Genomic DNA, 25,653 nt, shown 5'->3' on the forward strand with positions numbered 1-25,653 from the left:
TTGACCATGCTCAGCGACCGACCATCCCACCTCACCGAGAGACTTCCCGTCCATGCGGACCCTGCAGAACCGCGCGCAGGCCTGCGGGAATGGGCCGGCCTTGCCCTCCTCGCACTCCCCACCATCCTGCTCGGGCTCGACCTGACGCTGCTGCATCTGGCCTTGCCGGCGCTGGCGGCAGACCTGAAGCCCACAAGCACGCAGGCGCTCTGGATCGTCGATGCCTACGGCTTCATGATCGCCGGCTTTCTGATCACCATGGGGACGCTCGGCGATCGCATCGGTCGCCGCAAGCTGCTGATGCTGGGCGCGGCCGCCTTCGGCGTGGCCTCGATCCTTTCGGCCTATTCCACCAGCGCCACCATGCTGATCGCCGCGCGCGCAGCCCTCGGCGTTGCCGGCGCAACGCTGATGCCGCCGACGCTGGCGCTGATCAGCAACATGTTTTTAAACCCGCACCAGAGGACGCTTGCGATCGGGGTGTGGGCAACCATGTTCGCGCTCGGCATGGCGGCGGGGCCGATCGTCGGCGGCATCCTGCTCGAACGCTACTGGTGGGGTGCTGCCTTCCTCGTGGCACTGCCGATCGTCGGGCTGCTCCTCATCGTCGCGCCGTTCCTGCTGCCGGAATACCGTGCGCCGCAATCGGAGCGGCTGGACATGACGAGCGTGGCGCTGTCGCTGGCGGGGCTGCTTCCCATCGTCTACGGCATCAAGCAGATCGCCAAGGATGGCTTCGGGCTCGGCGCTACCCTCGGCCTAACCGCCGGTCTTGTCGCCACGCTCCTCTTCATCCGGCGGCAACGCCGGCTGAAAAGCCCGCTGATCGACCTAGAGCTTTTCTCCGACCGCGCTTTCCGCACAGCGCTGCTGATCCTCCTGGTCGGCTTGACGGCCGTCGGCGGCACGATGATGCTCGTCACCCAGTATCTGCAGCTCGTCGTCGGGCTTTCTCCCCTGTCGGCGGGCCTGAGAATGGGACCCTCGGCGCTCGCCATGCTTTTGGCCGGCATCACCGCACCGCTCATCGCCCGGCGCTTCGGCCCCGGCCCCGTGATCGCAACGGCGCTGGCGCTCTCGGTCGTCGGCTACCTTCTGCTCGCCTTGCTCGACCACGCGCCGCACGGTGTCGGGCTGGTAACGGCCGCATTCGCGCTCGTCTATCTCGGCCTCGGTACCATTGCCGCGCTTGGCACCGATCTCGTCGTCAGCGCAGCACCTGCCGAAAAGGCCGGATCGGCCTCGGCCCTCTCCGAAGTGGTGCAGGAGCTCGGTCTTGCCGTCGGCATCGCCACGCTCGGCAGCCTGACCACCGCCGTCTACCGGACCGAAATGGCCGGGCAGACAAAGCTTGCAGGCGACATAGGCGACAGACTGTCGGACAGCCTCGCCGGCGCTGTGTCGGTCGCCGCCGAACTGCCGGGGGGCGCGCTGGAGCAAGCCCAGGCCGCCTTCATGACCGGCTTTAGCGCAGCTGCCGCCGCGTGCGCCGTTGCCATCGCTCTCATGGCGACGCTGGCGGTGGTTTCGTTGCCGAGGCGTGTCGGCGAAACAGCCAAGTCGTGAGAGGACAGCTCGGCCATTTCGCTGCGATCTCCCGTCAATGACGAAACGTCTCCAAACAAAAAAGGCCGCGCCCGTTGGCGCGGCCTGCTCGATGGATGGATGAGAGCTGCCCCTCACGGTCCTGCCGGACTTCTCTCGCCGCCAGGCGGGGAGAGAGACGCTGGGCGCACTGCCTCCGCAAAGCAAAGGCATTTCGGTCTGGCCGAGACCGGCGCAATCTGCGTCCTTCTCACCGCATGCCGCAGAGAAGGTGCCGGCAGGCGGATGAGTAGCAACCTCACCGCGCGGACGAGGGCAAACCCTCACCGCGTGAATGAGAGCCAGCCCCAGCCCTCAGTCACGAGACGTCGCGGGCCTTACTCGCCGCCACCCAGCGAATGCACAAATATGGCGAGCTGCTTGACCGTGGTGTCGCCGAGGCGCGGCAGCCACGCGGGCATGACGCCGTGCTTGGGCGCCTTCATCTGGGCGACGATCGCCTGCTCGCTCGAGCCGTTCAGCCACAGCGCATCGGCAAGGTTGGGCGCGCCGAACTCGCGGTTGCCCTTGGCGTCGGCACCGTGGCAGGAGGCGCAATTGGTCTCGAACAGCGCCTTGCCCGGCTCCACCATGGATGCATCCGACGGCGTGCCGGTGAGGCTGACGACATAGGCTGCCGTCTGTTTGATCTCCTCGGGCTTGAGGATTTCCGCGAAGGACGGCATCTCCGAGACGCGGGTCTCGTCGTCGCCGTTGTAGCGGATGCCGTGGGCGATCGTCTGGTAGATCTCTTCGGGCTTTCCACCCCAGAGCCAGTCGTCGTCGTTCAGGTTCGGGAAGCCGGCAGAACCGGCCGCACCCGAGCCGTGGCACTGGGCACAGTTGACCTTGAAGGCCGAGGCACCGCCGGATACGGCAAAGTGCTGCAGCTGCGGATCGGCCAGGATGTCGGCAAGCGAGCTTGAGGCGATCTTCTCGAGGTTGCCGGCCTGCGCCGCCTTGGCGCTCGCAAGCTCCGCACTCACCTCGGCGCGGCTCGAATAGCCGAGCACGCCTTTGGTGGCGTCAGTCAGGAGCGGCACGGACGGATAGACGATCATGTAGCCGACAGCCCAGACGATGGTCGCGTAGAAGGTATAGACCCACCAGCGCGGCATCGGGTTGTTGAGCTCGCGGATACCGTCCCATTCGTGGCCGGTGGTCTCGACGCCGCTGATTTCGTCGACGTGTTTGTCCGCCATTCTATTAATCCTCCTTCAGGGGGATGGCTGCGGCATCATCGGCGGCCTTCTTGGCGCCGGGCCGGAAGATGAAGGCAACGACGCCGAGGAAGAAGAGCGTCATCGCAAGGAGCGCCCAGCTATCGGCGAACTGGCGCATGGCCGTGTAGGTTTCCATGTGCTGATCTCCTTAGCGATAACCGGTGGTGTCGTCGTAGGTAGAGAAGTCGACCAGCGTGCCGAGCATCTGCAGATAGGCGATGAGCGCGTCCATCTCCGTCAGCTTCTGCGGATCGCCGTCGAAGTCGCCGAGCTTGGCCTTCGGATAGCGCCCCTCGACGCCCGACGTGTCGGCGTTCGGATCGGCCTGCGCCTTGATGTCGGCAAGCGCGTTGTCGATCATCTCGTCCGTATAGGGAACGCCGACCGCCTTGTTCGCTTTCAGGTTGGCGGCGATGTTGTTCACGTCGAGCGGGGTCGCCTTGAGGAAGGCGTAGCTCGGCATGACAGATTCCGGCACCACCGAGCGCGGCTCGATCATGTGCTGCACGTGCCACTCGTTGGAGTAGCGGTCGCCGACGCGCGCCAGGTCCGGCCCGGTGCGCTTGGAGCCCCACTGGAACGGATGGTCGTACATGGATTCCGCCGCCAGCGAGTAGTGGCCGTAGCGCTCCACTTCGTCGCGGAACGGGCGGATCATCTGGCTGTGACAGACATAGCAGCCTTCACGCACATAGATGTCGCGGCCCGCGAGCTCCAGCGGCGAATAGGGACGCATGCCCTCCACCTTCTCGATGGTGTTTTCGAGATAGAACAGCGGCGCGATTTCCACGATGCCGCCGACGGAGACGACGAGCAGCGAGCCGACGAGCAGCAGGGTCGCGTTGCGTTCGAGCGTCGCGTGTTTGTCGAGAATGGACATTCTCTATGCCCTCCTATTCCGCAGCCTTGAGCGCGGGCGTCGCACCGAAGATCGGAGCTTCATCGCGCACGCGGCCAAGGATGGTCATGGTTACGTTGAAGGCCATGAGCAGAGCTCCGGCGAGGAAGAGTGCGCCGCCAAGGGCACGCAGCACGTAGTAGGGAACCATGGCCGCGACCGATTCCGCGAAGGAATAGACGAGGAAGCCCTGGTCGTCGTATTCGCGCCACATCAGGCCCTGCTGGATGCCGGCGACCCACATGACCGCCGCATAGACGACGATGCCGAGGGTGGCGAGCCAGAAGTGCCAGTTGACCATGCGCACGCTGTAGAGGCGCTCGCGGTTCCACAGCTTCGGAACGAGGTAGTAGATCGCGCCGAAGGTGATGAGGCCGTTCCAGCCGAGCGCGCCGGAATGCACGTGGCCGATGGTCCAGTCGGTGTAGTGGCTGAGCGAGTTGACCGTCTTGATCGACATCATCGGGCCTTCGAAGGTCGCCATGCCGTAGAAGGCAACGGCCATGACCATCATGCGGATGATCGGGTCGGTGCGGATCTTGTCCCAGGCGCCCGAAAGCGTCATCAGGCCGTTGATCATGCCGCCCCAGGAGGGCATCCAGAGCATGACCGAGAACACCATGCCGAGCGTCTGCGCCCAATCCGGCAGCGCGGTGTAGTGCAGGTGGTGAGGACCCGCCCAGATGTACATGAAGATCAGCGACCAGAAGTGGATGATCGACAGACGGTACGAGTAAACAGGACGGTTCGCCTGCTTCGGGATGAAGTAATACATCATGCCGAGGAAGCCGGCCGTCAGGAAGAAGCCGACGGCGTTATGCCCGTACCACCATTGCGTCAGCGCGTCCTGCACCCCGGCAAAGGCCGAATAGCTCTTGGAACCGAGGAAGGAGACCGGAACCGCCAGGTTGTTGACGATGTGCAGCATCGCGATCGTGACGATGAATGCGAGGTAGAACCAGTTGGCCACATAGATATGCGGCTCCTTGCGGGTCAGAAGCGTGCCGAGGAAGACGGCGAGATAGGCGACCCAGACGATCGTCAGCCACAGGTCCACATACCATTCCGGCTCCGCATATTCCTTCGACTGGGTGATCCCCAGCAGGTAGCCGGTTGCGGCCATGATGATGAAGAGCTGATAGCCCCAGAACACGAACCAACCGAGATTGCCGCCGAAGAGGCGCGCGCGGCTGGTGCGCTGGACGATGTAGAACGAGGTCGCGATCAGCGCGTTGCCGCCGAAGGCGAAGATGACCGCCGAGGTGTGCAGCGGCCGCATGCGGCCGAAGTTGAACCAGGGCTCGATGTTGAGGTCCGGGAAGGCAAGCTGGAGCGCAACCACGACGCCGACGAGAAATCCGACGACGCCCCAAAAGACGGTGGCGATCACGCCGTATTTGACCACCTCGTCGAAATACTCCGACTGGGGTGGCGGCGGTGACGCCCTGCCCGCGGAAGCCGGGCTGAACTCGATGCGGCGCATCAAAAGGATGGTGCCGGCAAGAAGCGTGAAGAACAGCACCCACATATGGGCTTCGAAGTGCCGGTCCTGGGCAAGCCCGGCGCCGACGAGCGCCAGGAATGCACCGACCCCGAGCAGGATCATCTCGAATGTGTATTTCATGGTTGGGTCCCCAACTTGGTCCGAACGCACGCAATGACACCCCGAAACGAGGGGTGTCACCGCAGCTTGCCGGAAAGTGTCAGAATCGGGGCAAGCCGGCCTTGATTCAGATCAAGGCTTTGCCACCTCGTTTGGATCATCCTCGGCAAACAATAGGGAGCGCCGTGGGAGTTGGCGTCTGAAGCCGATGAAAAAGACTTTTGAAGACGGACGAATCCGCAGCCGACTGGACCCAGCCCCCCGGCGGGAACCCGTGGCCGAGCCGTTTGCCTGGCTTGCCCGCGCCCACGAGGAGCAGCTGGCGCTCTGCAATTGCCTGGAGGAAATCGCCGACAGCCTGCCGGCCGACATCGACCGGCAGAAATGCGTCTATGCCGCCAAGGTGCTGGAGCCGCTGATCCGCGAGATGCATTCGGGTGAAGAAAACCTGGTCTTCCCCTGGATCGAGCGCACCTACCGCTCGGACCCGACGCTCGGCGCGACACTGGAGCGGCTGAAATACGAGCATTGCGAGGACGAGTGCTTCGCCGAGGAACTGACCGAAATGCTGGAGCGCCTCGGCGCCGCCGACGAGACGGTCAATGCCGAGACCGCCGGCTACATGCTGCGCGGCTTCTTCACCAGCCTCAGGCGGCACGTCGGCTTCGAGCAGGAATGTCTGCGCAGCATTACCGCGCCGGTCGGATAGACCGGCCGCCCGAGCAGCGCGACGCAATGCGGACACGTATCGTGGCCGTTATCCGGCCGCGCATCCCCTTCTGCATTTTCGGGTATCGCCGGAGCCGGCGCTTCAGGCCGCGATCGCGCGGCGGCGGTCGGCATGTTCCTGGATCACCAGGATGGCGCCGATCAGCTTGCCTGTGCTCGACATGCACGGCGTCAGCCGGCAGCGCACGACGACCGTGCGCGCATCGACCGTCTTGGCGAAGGTGTAGTCCACCACCTCGCCGGCGAAACACCGGTCGAGATAGGATTTCACCCGCAGCTCGAACCGCTGGATGCCGATGAACTCGACGATATGCCGGCCGATCAGGTCCATCGGGCGGCTTTCCAGATGCTCGGCATTGCGTGGATTGGTGTAGAGATAGCGGTAGTCGGGCGTGATCACCGCCAACCGGTCCGGGAAGCTGTCGAGGATCGCCTCGTTGAGCAATCCTTCGTCCGCCCTGCCCTTGTTCGGTTGCGCCGGCAGGCGCTCCAGCTGCAGGTCGGCAAGGTTCTCCGCGCCGGTCGCGGCGAAATAGCGGTTGATCAGCGATTGCAGCAACTGCGAATGGCGCAGCACGCAGGAAATGTCGTCGGCTTCGACGCGCAGAATGTCGATTAAGAACTGGAACTGAAGCCGGGCGTCTTCGACGCTCACCGCCTTCTCGTCGTAGACTGACCTCAAGATCGGATCCAATTCGCGATCCAGAATCCCGATCAAATGCTCGTCTGCCGTACGTACGGCATACTGCAGCTGCGAATACTTGAACCAGAACAGCTCAATCAGTGCGTTCAATTCGAAACCCCAATTCCCCCACGGCAAAGCCGCTTCGATGCACTTACAAAACAGGCGTAGATGCTCAGGACACTGATCTGGTTCTTGACGTTTCCCCCACCCCTTTCGCGTAAAACCGTACCGCTCGGGTCATCCAAAGCGCTTGCAGGCATTTTCTCACGCGACAGGCATAAGTTTACACTCATTGCGATAGCGTTCAACAGCAGAAAGAAAAACTTAACGCTTACGCACGTTTTCGAGGGAGGATCGGCGCTGATGTCCCCGCGTAGCTGGCAAAACGCAAAGCCCGACACAAGGGTGCCGGGCTTGCAGTAACGTCAAGCCTGCTTGCGCTAGGCGCAACCAGGCGCTGTTCAGATGCGAAAGAGAATCAGTCTTTCAGGTAACGCTTGATGTGCCAGCGGTCGTGATACCAGAGCCATTGGCCCGGATATTCCCGCACCCAGCTCTCCACCTTGTCGTTCAGCACCTGCGCCGTGGCGGTGACGTCGACGCTGCCGTCGGCCTTGCGGGGAATGGCGATCGCCGGTTCGATTTCCAGGCGGAAACGGCCACCCGGCAAGCGGATGCAGCGGGCCGGATAGACCTCGCAGTTGAACTGGCGCACGAGCTTGGCGAGCAGCGGGTTGGTCTGCACGTCCTGGCCGAAGAACTTGGTCTTCAGCCCCTTGCGGAACTTCTGGTCGACGAGGACGCCGACGCCCTGGCCGCGCTCCAGCTGGCGGGCGAGCGCAAAGGACGAGCCCGCATGCGACGGCACGAGCTTGCCCATGCGTTCGGCGCGGAAGTTGAAGACCTTCTCGGCCACGTAAGGATTGTTCGGCGGACGGAAGAGCACGGTCACGTCGAGCCCGAAGGCGGATCCGGCGACCGGCAGCATCTCGAAATTGCCGCTGTGCGCGGTAAAGACGATGAAGGGGCGCGGATTGTCGCGAAGCTCGAGGAACAAGGGAATGCCCGAGACCTCGACCCGCCCCGGCGTCGTGCGCTCCGGATCGAAATCGAAGAGCCGGTCGAGGAACACGTATTCGGCCGCCATGCGACCCATGTTGCCCCAGCTTTCGAGCGCGATCTCATTGATCTCCGCTTCGCTCTTTTCCGGGAATGCGTTGCGCAGGTTGGTCAGCGTCAGCTTCTGACGGCTGGTCTTCGGGCCGATGAACCGCAGGGCGCGATCCATGAAGCTGATCGCGCCGTCGGCGGGAAACATCTTCAGGATCGTCAGAAGCAGAAACACGAACTGCGCAATCAGCCATTGGCGGAAACGATCCGCCGCCAGCACCAGCCGTGTGATCACCATGCGCACAGTCGATCAATCCATCTTCAGGATGATCTTGCCGAAGATCTGGCGCGACTCCATGCGCTCCAGTGCCCGGTCGATCTGGTCGAGGGTGATTTCAGTGTCGATGACCGGATGCACGAGACCGCGCGCCATCTTCTGCATGGCGTTCGCCATGTTCTCCATGCGGCAGCCGAACGAGCCGAGCAGCTTGAGCTGCTGCTGGAAGAGCATCATCAGGTTCATGTCGGTGGAGACGCCCGAGGTGGAGCCGCAGGTAACGAGACGTCCGCCGCGCTTCATGCAGAGCATGGAGCCGGCCCAGGTGTCCTTGCCGACGTGTTCGAACACGACGTCGACGCCCTTCTTCTTGGTGAGCTTGCGCACGACGCCTTCAAACCGGTCAGTGCGGTAGTTGATGACGTGATCGGCGCCAAGCGCCTTCGCCTTCTCGATCTTGTCGTCCGAGCCGACGGTGGTGATCACCGTGCAGCCGATCTTCTTGGCAAGCTGGATCGCCGCCGAGCCGATGCCGGAGCCGCCGGCATGCACGAGGATGGTTTCACCGGGCTCGAGCTTGGCGTTGTCGAACAGCATGTGCTCGACGGTACCGAAGGTCACCGGAGCAAGGGCGGCGGCAACCGCATCGACGCCCGGAGGGGCCGGTACCAGCAGGCGCGCCGGCAGGTTGATCTTTTCCTGCGCAAAGCCGTCGAGGTGGAAGCCGTGAACGCCGCCGACATGTTCGCAGAGGTTGTCGCGGCCTTCCTTGCACGGACGGCAGAGGCCGCAGGTGCGCGCGCCGTAGACCGAGACGAGCTGGCCCGGAAGCACGCTCGAAACGCCCGGGCCGATCTGATCGACGACGCCGGAGGCTTCCGCACCGATGACGAGCGGCATCTTGCGCTTGGCGAACGCCATGCCGCGCCAACCCCAGACGTCGATGTGGTTGAGCGCAACCGCCTTGACGCGCAGCGTCACCTCGCCCGGGCCGGGTGCTTCCGGTTCCGGAATGTCGGTGATTTCGAGCTTGCGGTCATCGAGCAGTTGCAGGGCGCGCATGGTTCTTCCTTTAGATCTCTTTACATAGTCGAGCGGCTGGGCCGTGCTGACTGGCATATATACACTTTGGGAGAGTGGCGCAGCACCCCCCTCTGGCCTGCCGGCCATCTCCCCCAAAAGGGGGCGATCGACCCGCGACAGCTTATCGCTTCAACGGAGGGCTCAGCCTCGGCCCCCTGATGAGCAGGACAGCGCTACACCCGATCTCCCCTCGTGCGGGAGATGCCCGGCAGGGCACAGGGGGCAGCGCCAAATCGTATTGCCCTCGAATTGGCTCAGGCCGGCTCGGCCGTCATCACCAGGCTGGCGTTCTGGCCGCCGAAGCCGAAGGAGTTCGACAGCACCGCAGAAACCTGCTGGCTGCGCTTCACGTTCGGCACGACGTCGAGCACGATCGCCGGATCGGGGTTCTGGTAGTTGATCGTCGGCGGCAGCGTGCCGGTCAGCATCGTCTGGATAGAGAACACCGCCTCGACCGCACCGGCGGCCGTCAGCGTGTGACCGATCATCGACTTGTTGGACGAGACCGGGATCGACGGCAGGCGATCGCCGAAGACGGCCGACATCGACAGATATTCCATCTTGTCGTTTTCGGGCGTCGAGGTGCCGTGGGCGTTGATGTAGCCGATGCCGGTTTCATCGATGCCGGCGTCGGCAAGGGCAGCGCGGATCGTCGCGATGGCCGGTCCACCGTCCGGCGAGGAGCGCGTGCGGTGGAAGAGGTCGGCCTTCTCGCCGCAACCCTTGAGGATGCCGTAGACGCGGGCGCCGCGGGCAACGGCTGCTTCCAGCGATTCCAGCACCAGCGTCGCTGCACCTTCGGCGATGACGAAGCCATCACGGTCCTTGGTGAAGGGCTTTGAGGCCTTTTCCGGCGGATCGTTCTGGGTGGAGAGCGCGGAAAGCAGCGCAAAGCGGATCAGTGCTTCGGCGCTGACCGAACCATCGGTCGCAACCGTCAGCGCGCGATCGGTGCGGCCCTGGCGGATCGCCTCGACGCCGAGCTGGATCGCGGTCGCGCCGGAAGCGCAGGCGGTCGACAGCGTCACCGGCAGGCCACGCGTGCCGAAGCGATCGGCAAGGCGCTCGGAGATCGAGCCGAAGAGCACGGCCTCATGGAACACCGGATCGGCCTTCTGGCGCATCGCAGCGAGGAAGCGGTTATAGGCATCGCCTGGCTGTTCGGAAGGCGGCGAACGATCGGCGAGCTCGAAGCGTGCGCTCCATTCCGGCTCGATCGGCGGGGCGGCCAGAAACAGCGGGCCGTTGAAGTCGCCGGAAAGCCCGGCCTGCGCCAGCGCTTCCAGTGTCGTCTCGCGCGCCATGGCATAGGAGCGCTCGACGGAGTTGGCCGCCGGCACCTCGATGAAATCGACCATGCCGGAGATGCGGGTGTTAAGACCCTCCGTCGGGAAACGGGTGATCTTGCGGATGCCGGAGACGCCGCCGGTCAGCGCCGACCAGTTGTCTTCCAGCCCCTGGCCGAGCGAGGTAATGACGCCCATGCCGGTAACGGCGACGATCGGGCGGCCGAGGTGATCCTTGTAAGCGTTGCTCATCAATCGTTCCTCTTATTCGGCCGAAAGGACCGCGACGCCTTCGCCGCGTGAATGACCGACGGTGGTCACGACCGCCGACCGGGCAGCAGCCGTCATCGGCTTTTCGAAGCTGGCGTCGAAGGCCGGCACCTTGGCGCCGTGGCCGAGCGTAAGCGCGGCAAGCGCCAAGCCCGCCGGAAACTGCGCCTCGATGCTGTGCCCGACGATGCCGCCATAGGCACGCACAGGCGCGCCGGCCAGATTGGCCTGCAGGAACGCCTTTTCGCTGGCGACGAGATCATGAAAACCGGACGTGCCGGAAAAGACCACCGTGCTTGCCGGATCGAGCTTTTCAGCCGGTTTCGCAAGGTCCGCAAGGCGTGCTTCGAGCTTGCCGTCAGCGCGGCTGCCGCGGTCGCTGCCGATCGCGTCGATCGTCGCATAGATGCGGGCGCCACGGGCTTCGGCGTACTCGCGTGATTCCAGCACCAGGAAGGCGCCGACCGACCCGGGGATCATGCCGCCACCGTTGTCGCGGCTGCGCGACCAGATCGGGTGCCAGTCACCGGTTGCCTGGCCCTGGATCGCCTCGATCATCAGCATGATGTCCAGGCGCTCGGCCGAAAACGCGCCGCCGACGAGCGTATGCGTCGACTGGCCGGCCTTGATCCGGGCAAAGGCGGTTTCGATCGCCGAGATACCGGCCGCTTCTTCGCCCATGAAGGTGCGGGACGAGCCGGTCACCTTGTGCACGATCGAGATGTTGCCGGCGAGCAGGTTGGAAAGCTGGGCCAGGAACAGCGTCGGTCGCAGTTCGGTTGTCAGCTTTTCGTTGAGCAGCTGTTCGCGGTCGTTGCGCTTCAGCGCCTCGTCGACGATCAGCGAATCGACGTTGATGTCTCGCTCGCCGCCGCCGGCAGCGACGATCATGTCCATGCTGCCGCAGGCTTCGAGATTGTCCTTCAGACCGGCGTCATCCAGCGCCAGGCCCGCGGAAAAAACGCCGAGGCGCTGCCAGTTTTCCATCTGGCGCTGGTCGCCACGCTTGGCGATCTGCTGCGACCAGTCGATTTCCGGCAGCGGATGCACCGGATAGGGGCTGAACTTCTCGGTCTCGACGCGCGCGGCCGGCGACGTGCCGGCGGTCAGCATTGCCAGATGCGGCTCGACCCCGACACCCTGGCTGGTGACGATACCGATGCCGGTAATGACAACGTCGTTTGCAGATTTGCTCATCTTACTTCTCCGAACCGGCTGCCGCTGAAAGCGCCGCCATCAGACCCACTTCTCCAGCCCGCTTGCGCACGATATCGCCGAGCGGAACCTGATCGAACGGCATGGTCCGCAGCTTCAGCTGGGCGTCGCAGACCTTCTTGCCGGCGGAGGTGATCTTCGCCTTGGTGACGGCAAAGCCCGAACCTTCATGCTCGAGGAAGGCTTCGATCTCGAGTTCGGCCGAGGGCTCGACGAAGGTCCGCATCTTGGCGCCGTCGACCGACATCAGGAAGGGCATGGCGGCGAAATTGGTAGCGGCGAGCACCAGGAAACCGGAGGCCTGCGCCATGGTCTCGATGAGAAGCACGCCGGGCACCAGCGGATAGCCTGGAAAATGGCCTTCGAACACCGGGCTCTTCTCCGGCACGACGGACCGCGCCGTCAGCCGGCCAGCCGAAAGATCGACCGTTTCGACACGATCGATCATCTGGAAGTATTCAAGGAGCATTGAGGCTCACCCCGTTGGTTTCGGGCTCAAGTAAAAACGCCAATGCCGCCTGTCAAGCGCGGGGCGCGACGGGCGGCATTGGAAATCGAGTGGCAAGGCTCGGGCGAAAGCCCGATCAGCCCTTGGCAGCCCGCAGTTCGTCGATCTTGGCGCAGAGGTTCTTCAGAACGAAGTATTCTTCGGTCGAAACCTTGCCTTCGTTGACTTCCTGCGTCCACTGCTCGAGCGGAATCTTAATGCCGAATTCCTTGTCGATCGCAAACACGATGTCGAGGAAGTCCAGGCTGTCGATGCCCAGATCGTCGATCGTGTGGCTTTCCGGCGTGATCGTCTCGCGATCGATCTCGCTCGTTTCCGCGATGATGTCGGCAACCTTGTCGAATGTAGCTGTCACGCGCATACCTCTAATATTTTAAAGTCGAGTCTCGGCGATCCTATAGGTAAATGCGCCGCAAAAGCCAATGGCCTTGATGGCGAAGGCTTTCGAATTGGAAAACGGTGTTGCGACAGAGCATGGCTCAGACCGCCACCGAATGCCGGCCGCGGCCGTTGCCGAGATAGGCATCGAAGGTGGCCGCAACCGAGCGGGCAAAGGGCCTGCCGCGTTCGGTCAGGCGGAAAACCCCGCTTTCGATCGTCGTCAGCCCGTCCACATCGCGCGCCCGGAAGAGCCGCGCCTCCTCGATCACCGCGCCGGCAAGCGCCGGGAAGTCATGCTCGATCTCGTCGAAAGAGAAGGCAAAGCGGCACATGACGTCGGCAATCACTTTTGCTCTCAGGATGTCGTCCGGTGTGAAGCGGTAACCACGCACGGCTGCCAGCCCGGTGTTTTCCACATGGCGCAGATATTCGCCGGTGGCCGGCATGTTCTGGACATAACCTTGACGAAACTGACCGATCGCCGAGGCGCCGAGACCAATGAGCGTTTCGGCCGCGTCGTCGGTATAGCCCTGGAAATTGCGGCGCAGACGCCCTTCCCTGTTGGCCCGCGCCAGGCTGTCGTCCGGCTTTGCGAAATGGTCGATACCGATTGCCTCGTAGCCGGCCGCAACCAGCATCTCGGCGGCGCGGCTCATCTGCGCGAAACGCTCGACGATGCCGGGCAGGCTTTCGTCCGGAATCATCTTCTGGTGCGTCTTCATCCACGGCACATGGGCGTAGCCGAAGAGTGCGACGCGATCAGGCGCGAGCGAAAGCACGGCCTCCATGGTCCGCTCCAGCGACTGAAGGCTTTGGTAGGGCAAACCATAGAGCACGTCGCAATTGACCGAGTGTACGCCCCGTGCCCGGGACGCCTCGATCGCGTCGCGCGTCTGCTCGAAGGTCTGGATGCGGTTGATCGCCTTCTGCACGACCGGATCGAAATCCTGGATGCCGAAGCTCGCCCGCGTCATGCCGATCTTAGCCAGCGCATCATGGCGCGCTTCATCGAGATCGTTCGGGTCCATCTCGACGCTGATCTCGCAATCGGGCGCAAAGATGAAGTGTTCGGCAAAAGCACGTTTCAGCGCGATCATGTCGTCGGGCCTGACGAGCGTCGGCGAGCCGCCGCCGAAATGCAGCGCCGTCACCCTGGCCTCGCGGCTCACCCGGCTGCCGATTTCTGCAACCTCGCGATGCAAGCCGGTTAGATAGGTTGCCACCGGATCATAGCGCAGCGTCTGCTTCGTATGGCAGGCACAGAACCAACAGAGCCTGTCGCAATAGGGCACGTGCGCATAGAGCGAGATCGCCTCGCCCGCACGGATCGCACCGAGCCAGCCTTGATAGTCAACCGGCCCCACCGCCTCGGAAAAATGCGGTGCGGTCGGATAGCTGGTGTAGCGCGGCACAGGCGCCGCATGCTTGAGGATGAGCGCGTCGTCCATAAGTCTCTCCGCTGTCATGAAGACGGCTTAGGACGGATCGGCAAAGAGGCCTTTGATTTTGATCAAGTCGCCGAATTAACACGTTAAAATTGACAATGCTCAAGCTGGCATGAGACATTGTTTCGCGCTTTCGGAATTAGCACCTGTCAACTCTTGATTTAACGACCCGCATCCTCTTTGGTCATCCAGAGACCAACGGCATGCAGGTAGAAAGAATTGCAGATCGTGAACGAACATCGTCGCAAGGATATCCATAATTCGGAGGTTCCAGCCGTCTGCGCCGCCTGCGAGGCGCGCCATGGCGGCGTTTGCGGCACGCTCACCCCGGATCAGCTGCTCGACCTCAGCCGCCATTCGACTCGCCGCAGCATCGAGCCCGGCCGCGAGGTCATCGGCCAGGGAGAAGCGACCGAGAGCTACGCCAACATCATCAACGGTGTCGTCAAGCTCAGCAAGGTTCTGGCCGACGGCCGACAGCAGATCGTCGGCCTGCAGTTTGCCCCTGATTTCATGGGCCGGCCCTTTACCCGCGAAAGCGCCCTGACGGCGGAAGCAGCCGTCGATACCGACATCTGTTGTTTCCCGCGCACCGTCATCGATCGCCTGGTCTCCGAAGCGCCCAACCTCGAGCACCGGCTGCACGAGCAAGCGCTGAAGGAACTCGACGAGGCGCGTGACTGGATGCTGACGCTCGGCCGCAAGACCGCGCAGGAAAAGGTCGCGAGTTTCCTCTACATCATCGCCACCCATATCGACCCGGAAAACGGCACCTCGAACGAGTTCGACCTGCCGCTGTCGCGCGCCGACATCGCAGACTATCTCGGCCTGACGATCGAAACGGTCAGCCGCCAGATCACCAAGCTGCGCAAGGAGAATGTCATCCGCATCGAAAACAGCCGCCACGTCACCGTGCCGAGCCTCGACCGGCTGATGCATGTGGCGGGTATCGACTGACGGCCGTTAGCGGCTGCTAAGCAGTAGTCGCAGCAACTTTCTCGACAGTATCGCCCCTCTCCTCGGGTTCGACCCGAGGACGACCGCTCTCAGCGCAAGCGGCGAGAGGGAACGAGGACGACTGCAGCCTTGCCATCTTCGGCAAGCTCGCGGGCGAATCCGACGGTGCGATTGAAACGGCCGCGTGCCGCAATTCCCCTTCTCCCCGTCAAAAGGCGCAGAAGGTCCCGGCAGGGAAATGGGCCGTGGATCTATCGAGAAGGCAACAAGCCGGACGTGCGACGCGAGGCAGCGTCACCGCGTAATGACGATCCGCGTGTTCGCCAACCCGTGTTCCTTGGTAAGGGCGAAAAACTCCGCCGCATTGTTGGGATGCAGCCGCACGCAGCCGTGCGAGGCCGGGCGGCCGAGCCGCTTGATGTCGTAGGTGGCGTGGATGGCGTAGCCACCGTTGAAGAACACGGCGTAAGGCATCGGCGCATCGTCGTACTTGCGCGAACGGTGGTTGCGCGAGAGCCACTTCGCACTCCAGCTGCCGCGTGGCGTCACATAGCCCTTGCGCGCCGTCGAGACCTTCCAGCGATACATCACGATGCCGTTCTGGCTGACGGTCATCGTCTGCGACGACAGGCTGATATCGGCAATCAGATTGGCGGCGTTCACGGGTTGAACGGTAAACTGCAGCAGAGCGGCAATCAGCGCAGTCAGAAGGCTTTTGCGCATGCTTCTCTCTCCGGGAAGACGAACACGTACCGGTGGAACCAAACGTTCCAGGAGAATAACTGATCGAATATGATACGATCTTAATACATATGGAAAGCAGAGTCTTAATGCGAAGGTCAACTTCCGCGATCAAATCATTGCGATTGCAAGAACAAGCCCGGTCATGACCGTGCAGGCGCCGTAAAAGACAGCAATACCGGCGTCGATGTCTTGGCTTTTCGCAACCGCCCGGCCCGGACCGTTGATCATCGGCTCGCCGACCTTGACGCCGCCATAGATGCGCGGACCCGCAAGCTGCAGGTCAAGCGCGCCGGCCATGGCCGCTTCCGGCCAGCCTGAGTTCGGCGAGCGGTGCAGGCCGTGGTCGCGAAGGCTCACCGTCAGAGCATCCTTGGCGGCACGCGCGCCGCGATGGATCAGCGCACCGGCCGAGATCAACAGGATCGAGAGCCTGGCAGCCGGAAGGTTGGCGACGTCGTCGAGCCGGGCCGAAGCCCAGCCGAAGTGCAGATATTTCGGCGACTTGTGGCCAATCATCGAATCGGCCGTGTTCAGCATCTTGTAGGCGAGAAGCCCCGGAAGGCCGGCAACCGCATACCAGAAGGCCGGCGCCACGACGCCATCGGAAAAGTTCTCGGCCAGGCTCTCGATCGCCGCGCGGCAGACCGCCGGCTCGTCGAGCGTCTTCGGATCGCGACCGACGATCATCGACACGGCGGCACGTCCGCCTTCAAGCCCACCCTGTCGCAGGCCCTCGGCGACGCGACGCACGTGATCGGCAAGGCTCTTCTGCGCCAGAAAGATCGCGACCAGAACGGCCTCCAGCAGGAAACCGAGCGGCCCGAAGACGGCGAACAGGCGATGCAGCAGATGGCCGAACCAGGCGCTGAGGCCAAGCAACAGCAGGATTGCGACGACGCCCCGAAATTTGCGGGCGCCATCCTCCAGATCCTCACGGTTCAGCCGGGCGTCGAAAAAGCCGATCGCCTTGCCGAAGAACACGACCGGATGCGGCACGCGCGCCCAGAGCCAGTCCGGATCGCCGACGACGCGATCGATCACCAGCGCCAGCGCGAGGATGAAAAGGATGGTCTCCGACACCTCAGAGCTCCATGCCGGCAAGCGCGTCCGCAAGCCGCCGGTCGCCCGCCGCGTCAGGTGCCAACCCGATCCTGAGCCAGGTCGGCGCATAGTCGAACTTGCGCGTGAGGATATGGGCCTTGCAGAGCCGCTCCTGCAGCAGACCTGCCCTCGGATGCTCGACCAGCACGAAAAGCCCCGTGCCGCCGATGCGGGCGAGCCCTGCCCCATCGAGTGCCGCGTCGAGGCCGGCGCGACGCGCGAGGATGCCGGCTGCGATCGCCTTCGTATCGCCCTGCATCAGCGCTTTCGAGATCGTCAGCGCCGGACCGGAGACGGCCCAGGGGCCGAGCCAGTTGGCAAAGGACGCAAGCACCGGTTCGGTCGCAACGACGAAACCGAGGCGCAGACCCGCAAGGCCGAAGAACTTGCCGAAGGAGCGGAAGACGATGAGATTGCCCTGCCCCGGCACATGGCCGGCGACGCTCAGCTCCGGCTCGAGATCGCCGAAGGCCTCATCGACGAGCAGCAGCCCGCCGCTCGCTTTTTGCCTTGCGGCGATCGCCAAAAGCTCCGTCGGCGTCAAGGCGCGGCCGGTCGGGTTGTTGGGGTTGACGACGATGACAAGGCCATGTTCGGCCGTCAGCGCGTCGGCATCCGCGACGCGATCGACGGCAAAGCCGGCCGCCTCGAGCACGCGGGCATATTCGCCATAGGTCGGGCCGAAGATCGCGACGCGCCTGCCTGCCGGAGCAAGACGCGGCAGCAGCTGGATCACCGATTGCGTGCCCGGCACTGGCAACGGGAGCACGCCGTTGGTGCGGTAGTAGTCGGCGGCCGCGCGCCGCGCGTCATCCACCGTCTGCAGGTCCGGCAGCCGGTGCCAGGCGCGCTCGGGCACTTCAGGCAAGGCGACGGGGCATGGGTTGATGCCGGTCGAAAGATCCAGCCAGTCTTCGAGCCGGCCGCCATAGCGCGCCGCGGCTTCGGTGATGCCGCCGCCGTGAACGATCGGTGCGCTCATGCAGCACCTGCGACATCGATCAGATGCATGAAGGAACCGGCGACAGGGCCACGCCGGAGGCCTGCCTGGCCGAGATCCTCGCCGGCGGCGTCGCTGACGGCAAACAGCCGATCGGCCGCCCCTTCGGCGAGGATGGTCGCATAGTGGAATTCGTGCGCCGTCATGGGTCCATCGAAGAAGGCGTTGTCGACAGGCACGACGCGGCGATAGCCGAGGTGCCGCCTGCGCTCGGCAAAACTGGTGACGAGTGGCAGCAGGCCGAGCATGTCGTAGCGTGCGCCATCGGCAGCGACAAGCCCTTCGCCAAGCACCATGTAGCCGCCGCATTCGCCAAAAATCCGGGCGCCGCGTTCGGCAACCGAATTCATGCCCGAGCGGAAGCCGGCGGCGGCGCTTAAGCGCCCCGCATGCAGCTCCGGATAACCGCCTGGCAGGTAGACGGCATCGGCCGCTGCATCCGGCGCCTCGTCGGCGAGCGGCGAGAAGAAGGAAATCTCCGCGCCGCCTTGCCGCCAGCCGTAAAGCAGGTGCTCGTAACAGAAGGCAAAGGCGATATCGCGCGCGACCGCGATGCGCTGGCCGAACGGCTGCAACCTCCTGGTACTGGCGGCTGCGGGCACCTGCGGAAAAATCGTCGCGATCAGGCGGATGGCCTCGAGATCGCAGGCAGCCTCGACGCGCGCGGCCGCCGCCTCGATGAAACCTTCGAGCGCCGAATGTTCGCCCGCCTGCACCAGGCCGAGATGGCGCTCCGGCAGTTGCAGCGCGCTGTCCTGGCGGAGCACGCCGAACACAGGCATGCGCACCTTGGCGAGCGCATCGCGCAGCATCATTTCATGCCGATCGCTGCCGACCTTGTTGAGGATGACGCCGACGACCCGGATATCGTCGCGGTGATCCGCATAGCCGCGCACCAGTGCGGCAACCGACTGGGACATGCGGGCGCAATCGACCACCAGAATGACCGCAAGGTTCAGCGTCGCGGCGAGATCAGCGGGCGTTCCCGAACCGTCGGCAGCTCCGTCGTGCAGCCCCATCATCGCCTCGACGATCAAGGTGCGCCCGCCGGCAGCCGCATACGACGCATTGGCCAGCAGCAGTTCCGGGCGCATCGCCCAGGGGTCGTAGTTGAAGCAGGGCTCACCGGTCGCTGCCGCATGGAAGGCGGGATCGATATAGTCCGGCCCTGCCTTGCCGGGCGCGATCGCCACGCCGCGCTTCTTCAGCGCGCGCATCAGCCCGAGCGTCACCGTCGTCTTGCCGGAGCCGGACGATGGGGCGGCAATCAGCAATCCGCTCATGCCGGGTTCCTGAGAATACGATTGGCGAAGGGGTCGGCGGCGAGCTTGCGCCCGTCGAGCGCGCCGATCCAGTCGAGCGCTGCGCGCAGTCGCACCACCTCGCCGACGACGACGATCGCCGGCGGCTCCAGGCCTGCCGCCGCGACATCGGCTTCGGCGCGCGACAGCGTCGTTTCCAGCACTGCCTGTTCCGGCGTCGCCGCGTTGCAGACGAAGGCGACCGGCTCGTCCGGCGAGCGCCCGCCGGCGATGAGATTGGCGGTGATGGCGCCGATATGCTTCATCGCCATGTACATGACGATGACGGGCGAGCCGCTGGCGATGCCCTGCCAGTTGATGCGGTCCGGCACCAGGCCGGAGGAATCATGGCCAGTCAGGAACGTGACGGCGTGGTTGACCTCGCGGTGGGTCACCGGAATGCCGGCATAGGCAAGGCCGCCGATGCCGGCGGTGATGCCGGGCACGATGCGAAACGGCACCTGGTGCTCGACCAGCGTCAGCGCCTCCTCGCCACCGCGGCCGAAGACGAAGGGATCGCCGCCTTTGAGCCGCAGTACCCGGTTGCCGGCGCGCGCGAGCTCGACGAGGCGAAGCGAGATGTCGCGCTGCTTCGGCGATGGCTTGCCGCCGCGCTTGCCCGCAAACTCCAGCACGGCACCCGGCCGCGCGAGCTTGAGGCAATCCTCATTGACCAGCGCATCGTGCACGATCACATCCGCCTGGCGCAGCGCATTGGCCGCATGCAGCGTCAACAGGCCGGGATCGCCCGGGCCGGCGCCGACCAGCCAGACCGAACCTTTTTCGAGCGCCGGCAACCCGGCAAAGAGGTTGTCGATCATGCCTGCTGTCCCACCTGTATTTCGGCGCCGCCCAACGGCGCGCCTGACGCGATCTCTAAAGAACCGGATTCCATTCCTGAGCAAACCCGGACAAAAGATTGATTCAATTCAACAACATAAGCGCGCATCAGACAGCCTCCGCCGCCGGAATGCGCTTTTCAGCGCGCAAGGTCGCCGGCCCGGCGAGGGCCGCCGTCGCATGGGCGGAGACGATCTTCGCCACGATCAGCACGGCTTCGCTGCCGGCGCCGACGAGCGCTGCCCCTTCGGCGACGCCATGGCAGCCCGTGTAGGCAAAGACGATCTCCGAGGGATTGGCGAGCCGCGAAGCTTCGGCTTCGAGCGTGGCGGCATCGTAGAACGCGGCCGGAACCGCGAAATGTCTGGCAGCAGCCAGGATCGCCGGTTCCTCGGCGCGGGCATCGAGCGAGGCGACCAGCCGCAGATCGCTGGCCACAGCACCGGCATCGGCAAGCGCGCGCTCGGCAAGGACGATCACCTCGTCGGCCGGCGTGCGACGCTCGCAGCCGAGGCCAAGCACCAGCCCGGCTCCTGCCTTTGTCGTCTGTGCAGCGTGTTGGCCCGATGGCATCGGCGGCCGGCTCCCTTCGTCGGTTCTCCTTAACGAAGCGCCGGCTGGGACGAATGGTCCCGGCCGATCTGGACAGCACCGGCTGATGGCCCCCTGGCTGGGTCGGCCGCACCGGACGCTCTTACAGTCCGCCGAAGCGGACGCCGTCGCATATCCTTCATTTTTACCGGAGCGCGGAAGGCCGGTCAAACCGGATTGCGCCATCGCCATGTCGCGTTTGAGGAAGATCGCCATCCGCCCGCACCATTGCAATGACAGCCCATCGTCGGCGCCCATGCGAGCGAGAGGGTCCCCATCCAGAAACACAACGACTCAGACCAAGGCTTTGAATCTTTGCCGGTTTCGCATTTCCGATGCCTGCGTGAACTGCGACACCGCGACAGAAGGCTTTGCAAATCGCGCCGGGCTCTGACACAAGGCGGAAAATCCCGCCTGACATCTCCCCCTTTGAGTCCCCGCCGTGCAAGATCTCGCCTTCCACCTGCTCGCCTTCCTGTTCGTCGCCGCTTTCATTGCCGGCTTCATCGATTCGATCGCTGGCGGCGGCGGCATGATCACCATTCCGGCCATGCTGATTGCCGGTATCCCGCCCTTGCAGACGCTCGGCACCAACAAGCTGCAGGGATTGTTCGGCTCCGGCTCGGCGACGCTGTCCTATGCCCGGCGGGGCCATGTGAACCTGAAAGAGCAACTGCCGATGGCGCTGATGTCGGCGGCCGGCGCCGTGCTCGGCGCCCTGCTTGCGACCATCGTTCCCGGCGATGTGCTGAAGGCGATCCTGCCCTTTCTGCTGATCGCCATTGCGCTTTATTTCGGCCTGAAGCCGAACATGGGCGACGTCGACCAGCACAGGCGCGTCACGCCCTTCGTCTTCACGCTGACGCTGGTGCCATTGATCGGCTTTTACGACGGCGTCTTCGGCCCCGGCACCGGCTCCTTCTTCATGCTCGGCTTCGTCACGCTTGCCGGCTTTGGCGTGTTGAAGGCGACGGCGCACACGAAGTTCCTCAACTTCGGTTCCAACGTCGGCGCCTTCGGCGTCTTCCTCTTCTTCGGCGCCGTCCTCTGGAAGGTCGGCCTGCTGATGGGCCTCGGCCAGTTCCTCGGCGCCCAGGTCGGCTCGCGCTATGCCATGGCCAAGGGCGCCAAGATCATCAAGCCGCTGCTCGTCATCGTCTCGATCGCGCTCGCGATCCGGCTGCTCGCCGATCCGACGCATCCCTTGAGGATCTGGCTGGGGCTTTGAGGCGCCGGCGCGGTCGCCAAGTTCTGCGCCGTCCTAATGGGCGCGCGGATCGAGCCTACGAGGCGTCGTGAGCCACACCGGCGGGCAGAGACCGCAAGCGCACGTCCGTTCTGCAATCCTCGATGACCGCCGGGCCGGATCGACAGGGCGCGGAGAGGCTTGCCGATAAACGGCAGAACTCTCAATCCGGCGCCAATGCACGGGCCTTTGCGAGAAGGGTTTCGTCGCCGTCGCCCAAGACTTCCAGTAGGCGCTTCATCTCGGCTCCGAACACTTTCCAGAAATTCGGATCGTCGGTTCTGATCGCTGTCGCATTGTCGATCAGGTCGGCGAGCTTGATGGTTTTCGCCGCCGCTGGCGCCAGTGCAAGGTGCTGGCGATCCAGTTCCTTGCGCACCTGTCGGTTGCCGTGGAACGGGGTGGATATATCGGTGAGCCACGCAACCAGGCTAGTGACCTTGGGGCCGAACGCCTCCTTGATCTCCAACAGCGTCGCGTCGGTATCCTCGACCGTATCGTGAAGCAGCGCTGCGGCGATCATTTCGGGCGTATGGGGAACGCTTCGAACGATCTCCGCCACCGCAATCGGATGAACGATATAGGGCCGGCCGTCATATTTGCGCTTCTGCTCCCCATGTGCTCGGGTCGCGAACTGAAGCGCACTGTTTTCGAGGTCGGTCATTTTTCTGCGTTCAACGCCGGCTTCCATCACTCAAACCCAATTCCAAGCCTTTGGAACGAACCAGGCGACCTGCACGTTCGATCGCGTCAGGTTGCTTCGAACGGCGCGCTTGCCGGCCCGCGCGAATGTCGCGGGCGATCAACGTCTGACAGTTATGCCAAGATCCGGCGCACCGGATTTCGACCAGCACGAGCACTGTTCTCCGACCGGACCTGCGCCATAGCCGCATTCGTTGTCCCGGGTCTTGCAGAGCCGTGGGCGGCGCGCTTCGGCGAGCGCCTTGGCCTTGGCTTCATCCGCGGCCCTTTGCTTGCGCGTCGTTTTGGTTTTCGGTTTCGCCTTCTGGCTGGCCGACGTTTCCTGGCCCCGTGACGCACCGCTCTTCACGGTTTGCGCCTGCCCCGCCACGCCTGATGACAAGAACAGCAAGATCGATGCGACACCAAGCGCAGCTTTGAGAGTATTCTTCAAGGTTCACCCGTATTTAGCCTGTCGACGCTCTAACATGGGTGCGGCTTCCTGCCTATACAATCGCCCGGCAGAAGGAGCGGCCATCAAGCCTCGAATTTTGCCACCCTTCCGACACGGCGGACGACGAGGACAGCCTCCAGACCTCGGCAAAAGATCCGGTAACCATGACGAAAGTCGGACAAGCCCGGCACTTGCACCTCTAGTCACTAGAGATTTCAAGGTAATCCAGAATGCTTCGCCAGGCAGACGCTCACAGGGAGAGCCTACCCGGCGAACGCGCCTGTCTTGTCACTCCGCTCGCTCCAGAGGTTTCCATGTACCACCCTTCCCGCCATGCTGATGCTCGTCGTCGGACTGTCCACGCTGGCGTTGGCGATCCTCCGCCGCGTACAATCCGGCCGCTCGCCGGTCGTGCTGACCTATGGCGACGATGCCGAGGGGTTTGCGGGCAAGCTTTTCCGCCTGATCGTCGCGGCGCCGGTGATCCACCTTTTGGCGGTCGCCATGCTCCCGGCATCCGTCGATGCCGCCCTCGGAAGGATTCCGGCGCTCGACACGCCCCTCCTTCACGCCGTCGGGCTGGCGCTGATGACGCTCGGCGGCGGGCTGACGATGCTGTCGCAATGGGCGATGCGCCATTCCTGGAAGATCGGCATCCCTGAAAAGCAGGATACGCCGCTTGTGACCAACGGCCTCTATGCCTTCTCGCGCAACCCGATCTATGTCGGGATGGTGACCGCGCTCATCGGCACGGTGCTGGCGGTGCCCAACGTCGTCTCGGTGGCGCTGGCGCTCTCGGCCTGGATCTCGATTTCCTACCAGATCCGCATGGAGGAAACCCACCTCGCCCGCGCCTTCGGCGACGCCTACGATGCCTATTGCAGGCGTGTCCGCCGGTGGGTGTGACCTCGGAATGCTGCCGCCTCAGGCGGCAGCATTGCCCACCTCGACTGCGCGGCGTGGTCGCTCACGGTCGATAAAATAGAGGGCCGCAAGCGCAGCCACGAGGCCAGGCAAACCAAGCTCGAAGAAGGACGCGAACGAAATCGGCATGGGCGTCGACATGACGTAATCGTCGAGGCTGTGGCCCAGGCTGCCCGTAAACAGGAACATCAAGAACAGCAGGGGGATGAAACCGATTGGCCCCACCACAACTGCCGCAAGCAGGAAGCGTAGCGCCAGCGCTTGCAGCGCCACGACTGCCCAGATCCTGTAAGCGATGGCCCAGATTTCGGGATCGAATGCCCGCAACCGCCCGATGAACGTGGCATCTGGAAATGTCCACGGCGAGGCAGCGACGAAGACGCCATAAGCGAAGGCTGCGATGAGCGGTGCGACGAGACCGGCGACGATCAAGTGGCGCGCCAACGCCCATCCCCTCAGCGGCGCCTCTGCCCACGTGTCTCCCAAGGTTTGCCGGCGTCGATCGGGAAACCATATCGCCGCACAGGCGGCCGCAGACAGGGCGCCGGCGGCCCCGCCGATCAGCGGCAGATCCGATTGTGTTTCAGCATTGCCCTCCGAAGGAGCGAACAGAAGCAGGAATATCGCGCCGGCATGAAGGCCGACGCAGAGTGCAGCTGGCCAGGCTGACCAACGGGAGCGCTTGAAGACGAGCGTGAGCATCAGAACCGCGGAGACGGCGGCGGCAAATGTCCCGCCGTAGTAGAGCCTCAGCACGAACCACAGCAATGGCAGCACCCTTCCGTTGGCGTTCCCGGGGGAAGAAAGCACATCCAGGAGAAAGGCTATCGGAAAGACAACGATGACCGGACCCAATGCGGTCGTGAGCCAGAAATAGCGCTCTTCACGATTGGCTTTGCCCGTCTGCCCATTCGCCTCGACCGCTGGTGCAACAGCGATCGTTCCATCCGCGGCTTCGATGCCGCCTGCCTGTGGCTTTCGTCCCTCGCGATACAACCAAAGCGCCGCACTGATACTTGCCACCAGCGCGCCAATTCCAGCCGGAAGGAGGACGTAGAAAACGGCCTCTTGCAGCAAGCCGATGATAGCCGCACGCGCATCGCCTGGCCAAACAAAAGAAGGTTCATTTTCGCTGGGATCCCACCTCGCCACGGTAGCCGCAATTACGTAAACGAGGGCAAAGCCAGCCATCGTCACGAAAGCACAAGCGGCGGAGAGTGCTGGAAGCTGCCACCTTTCATGGAGAAACCGCCGGAGGGTGACCGTCAGCCACGCCGAACTCATCGCAGGCAAGGCGCAGAGAAATGGTACGACAAACATTAGAACCGGAAGACCGGCAGTTTCCGATGCCGCTAAACAGCCGACGACCGTGCCGGCCGCCACGAATGCCGCCGCAACCCATGTCGAAAACGGAACATATTCCCGCGCGAGGCGCCCACGCCAATTCTCCATGACATCCATGCCGCTTTCCCTCGCCAACGCTCAACCCTGTCGTGCAGGCAGGATTGTCGTAAATC

Annotated in this window: 25 protein-coding genes; 5 read left to right on the forward strand and 20 right to left on the reverse strand. The window is 63.8% G+C overall.

What is annotated here, in order from left to right; all coding sequences use genetic code 11:
- The first annotated feature begins 6 nt into the window (after positions 1-6).
- Positions 7-1,566, forward strand: a complete 1,560-nt coding sequence (locus IB267_RS03155; protein WP_192447161.1) for an MFS transporter — start codon at positions 7-9, stop codon at positions 1,564-1,566.
- Between the two features lie 356 nt (positions 1,567-1,922).
- Here IB267_RS03155 and ccoP read toward each other — a convergent pair whose 3' ends face one another.
- Genes ccoP through ccoN form a run of 4 tightly spaced genes read right to left on the reverse strand, consistent with a single transcriptional unit; the run spans position 1,923 to position 5,329 of the window.
- Positions 1,923-2,786, reverse strand: coding sequence for a cytochrome-c oxidase, cbb3-type subunit III (gene ccoP / locus IB267_RS03160; protein WP_192446367.1), 864 nt, complete (start codon positions 2,784-2,786; stop codon positions 1,923-1,925).
- A gap of 4 nt (positions 2,787-2,790) precedes the next feature.
- Complete coding sequence (locus tag IB267_RS03165) at positions 2,791-2,943, reverse strand: CcoQ/FixQ family Cbb3-type cytochrome c oxidase assembly chaperone (RefSeq protein WP_034788377.1); 153 nt, start codon at positions 2,941-2,943, stop codon at positions 2,791-2,793.
- Positions 2,944-2,955: 12 nt separating this feature from the next.
- The gene (gene ccoO / locus IB267_RS03170; protein ID WP_034788367.1) at positions 2,956-3,687 is read right to left on the reverse strand and encodes a cytochrome-c oxidase, cbb3-type subunit II; all 732 of its coding nucleotides are present in this window, start codon (positions 3,685-3,687) and stop codon (positions 2,956-2,958) included.
- A 13-nt stretch (positions 3,688-3,700) separates the two neighbouring features.
- A complete protein-coding gene (gene ccoN / locus IB267_RS03175) occupies positions 3,701-5,329 on the reverse strand; it encodes a cytochrome-c oxidase, cbb3-type subunit I (RefSeq protein WP_043617330.1) in 1,629 nt (542 codons plus the stop codon).
- Between the two features lie 253 nt (positions 5,330-5,582).
- On the opposite strand from ccoN, the gene IB267_RS03180 reads away from it, so the two are divergent.
- Positions 5,583-6,017 (forward strand): hemerythrin domain-containing protein, encoded by a 435-nt coding sequence (locus tag IB267_RS03180; protein ID WP_371258871.1) that lies wholly within the window; start codon positions 5,583-5,585, stop codon positions 6,015-6,017.
- Positions 6,018-6,119: 102 nt separating this feature from the next.
- Here IB267_RS03180 and IB267_RS03185 read toward each other — a convergent pair whose 3' ends face one another.
- From IB267_RS03185 to hemN, 8 genes are all read right to left on the reverse strand, one after another.
- Positions 6,120-6,830 carry a PAS domain-containing protein gene (locus tag IB267_RS03185; protein ID WP_192446368.1) on the reverse strand — a complete coding sequence of 237 codons (711 nt, stop codon included), beginning with the start codon at positions 6,828-6,830 and terminating at the stop codon, positions 6,120-6,122.
- A 370-nt stretch (positions 6,831-7,200) separates the two neighbouring features.
- Positions 7,201-8,130, reverse strand: a complete 930-nt coding sequence (locus IB267_RS03190; protein ID WP_043617336.1) for a lipid A biosynthesis lauroyl acyltransferase — start codon at positions 8,128-8,130, stop codon at positions 7,201-7,203.
- Positions 8,131-8,142: 12 nt separating this feature from the next.
- Positions 8,143-9,171, reverse strand: a complete 1,029-nt coding sequence (locus IB267_RS03195) for a zinc-binding dehydrogenase (protein ID WP_043617339.1) — start codon at positions 9,169-9,171, stop codon at positions 8,143-8,145.
- A gap of 275 nt (positions 9,172-9,446) precedes the next feature.
- Complete coding sequence (locus IB267_RS03200; RefSeq protein ID WP_043617343.1) at positions 9,447-10,730, reverse strand: beta-ketoacyl-ACP synthase; 1,284 nt, start codon at positions 10,728-10,730, stop codon at positions 9,447-9,449.
- A 12-nt stretch (positions 10,731-10,742) separates the two neighbouring features.
- Positions 10,743-11,945, reverse strand: coding sequence for a beta-ketoacyl-ACP synthase (locus IB267_RS03205; RefSeq protein ID WP_192446369.1), 1,203 nt, complete (start codon positions 11,943-11,945; stop codon positions 10,743-10,745).
- Between the two features lies 1 nt (position 11,946).
- Positions 11,947-12,432, reverse strand: a complete 486-nt coding sequence (locus IB267_RS03210; RefSeq protein ID WP_192446370.1) for a 3-hydroxyacyl-ACP dehydratase FabZ family protein — start codon at positions 12,430-12,432, stop codon at positions 11,947-11,949.
- 115 nt (positions 12,433-12,547) lie between these two features.
- Positions 12,548-12,832 (reverse strand): acyl carrier protein, encoded by a 285-nt coding sequence (locus IB267_RS03215; protein ID WP_089044188.1) that lies wholly within the window; start codon positions 12,830-12,832, stop codon positions 12,548-12,550.
- Between the two features lie 118 nt (positions 12,833-12,950).
- Positions 12,951-14,300, reverse strand: a complete 1,350-nt coding sequence (gene hemN, locus IB267_RS03220; protein WP_192446371.1) for an oxygen-independent coproporphyrinogen III oxidase — start codon at positions 14,298-14,300, stop codon at positions 12,951-12,953.
- Positions 14,301-14,516: 216 nt separating this feature from the next.
- Between hemN and IB267_RS03225 the strand changes: the two genes are divergently transcribed.
- Entirely contained in the window at positions 14,517-15,254 is a 738-nt protein-coding gene (locus IB267_RS03225; RefSeq protein WP_052201805.1) for a Crp/Fnr family transcriptional regulator, read from the forward strand.
- Between the two features lie 294 nt (positions 15,255-15,548).
- On the opposite strand, the gene IB267_RS03230 is transcribed toward IB267_RS03225, so the two are convergent.
- From IB267_RS03230 to IB267_RS03255, 6 genes are all read right to left on the reverse strand, one after another.
- Positions 15,549-15,977 carry a L,D-transpeptidase gene (locus tag IB267_RS03230; protein ID WP_192446372.1) on the reverse strand — a complete coding sequence of 143 codons (429 nt, stop codon included), beginning with the start codon at positions 15,975-15,977 and terminating at the stop codon, positions 15,549-15,551.
- Positions 15,978-16,106: 129 nt separating this feature from the next.
- Positions 16,107-17,078: an adenosylcobinamide-phosphate synthase CbiB gene (gene cbiB / locus IB267_RS03235; protein ID WP_192446373.1), complete on the reverse strand. Its 972-nt coding sequence runs from the start codon at positions 17,076-17,078 to the stop codon at positions 16,107-16,109.
- A gap of 1 nt (position 17,079) precedes the next feature.
- Complete coding sequence (cobD, locus tag IB267_RS03240) at positions 17,080-18,081, reverse strand: threonine-phosphate decarboxylase CobD (RefSeq protein ID WP_192446374.1); 1,002 nt, start codon at positions 18,079-18,081, stop codon at positions 17,080-17,082.
- Positions 18,078-19,382, reverse strand: a complete 1,305-nt coding sequence (locus tag IB267_RS03245) for a cobyrinate a,c-diamide synthase (protein ID WP_192446375.1) — start codon at positions 19,380-19,382, stop codon at positions 18,078-18,080. Before IB267_RS03245 ends, cobD begins: the two co-directional genes overlap by 4 nt.
- Positions 19,379-20,218: a uroporphyrinogen-III C-methyltransferase gene (cobA, locus tag IB267_RS03250; protein WP_371258872.1), complete on the reverse strand. Its 840-nt coding sequence runs from the start codon at positions 20,216-20,218 to the stop codon at positions 19,379-19,381. The genes IB267_RS03245 and cobA overlap by 4 nt, the downstream gene beginning before the upstream one ends.
- Before the next feature lie 130 nt (positions 20,219-20,348).
- On the reverse strand, positions 20,349-20,813 hold the full coding sequence (locus tag IB267_RS03255) for a cobalamin biosynthesis protein (RefSeq protein ID WP_192446376.1): 465 nt from the start codon (positions 20,811-20,813) through the stop codon (positions 20,349-20,351).
- A gap of 460 nt (positions 20,814-21,273) precedes the next feature.
- Between IB267_RS03255 and IB267_RS03260 the strand changes: the two genes are divergently transcribed.
- Complete coding sequence (locus tag IB267_RS03260; protein WP_192446377.1) at positions 21,274-22,059, forward strand: TSUP family transporter; 786 nt, start codon at positions 21,274-21,276, stop codon at positions 22,057-22,059.
- 181 nt (positions 22,060-22,240) lie between these two features.
- Here IB267_RS03260 and IB267_RS03265 read toward each other — a convergent pair whose 3' ends face one another.
- Complete coding sequence (locus tag IB267_RS03265) at positions 22,241-22,768, reverse strand: HD domain-containing protein (RefSeq protein ID WP_246810579.1); 528 nt, start codon at positions 22,766-22,768, stop codon at positions 22,241-22,243.
- 729 nt (positions 22,769-23,497) lie between these two features.
- Between IB267_RS03265 and IB267_RS03270 the strand changes: the two genes are divergently transcribed.
- A complete protein-coding gene (locus IB267_RS03270) occupies positions 23,498-24,118 on the forward strand; it encodes an isoprenylcysteine carboxylmethyltransferase family protein (protein ID WP_246810536.1) in 621 nt (206 codons plus the stop codon).
- Between the two features lie 18 nt (positions 24,119-24,136).
- Here IB267_RS03270 and IB267_RS03275 read toward each other — a convergent pair whose 3' ends face one another.
- Positions 24,137-25,597, reverse strand: a complete 1,461-nt coding sequence (locus tag IB267_RS03275; protein ID WP_192446379.1) for a hypothetical protein — start codon at positions 25,595-25,597, stop codon at positions 24,137-24,139.
- Positions 25,598-25,653 lie beyond the last annotated feature (56 nt).

Source organism: Ensifer sp. ENS09 (assembly GCF_014852425.1).
Lineage (GTDB): Bacteria > Pseudomonadota > Alphaproteobacteria > Rhizobiales > Rhizobiaceae > Ensifer.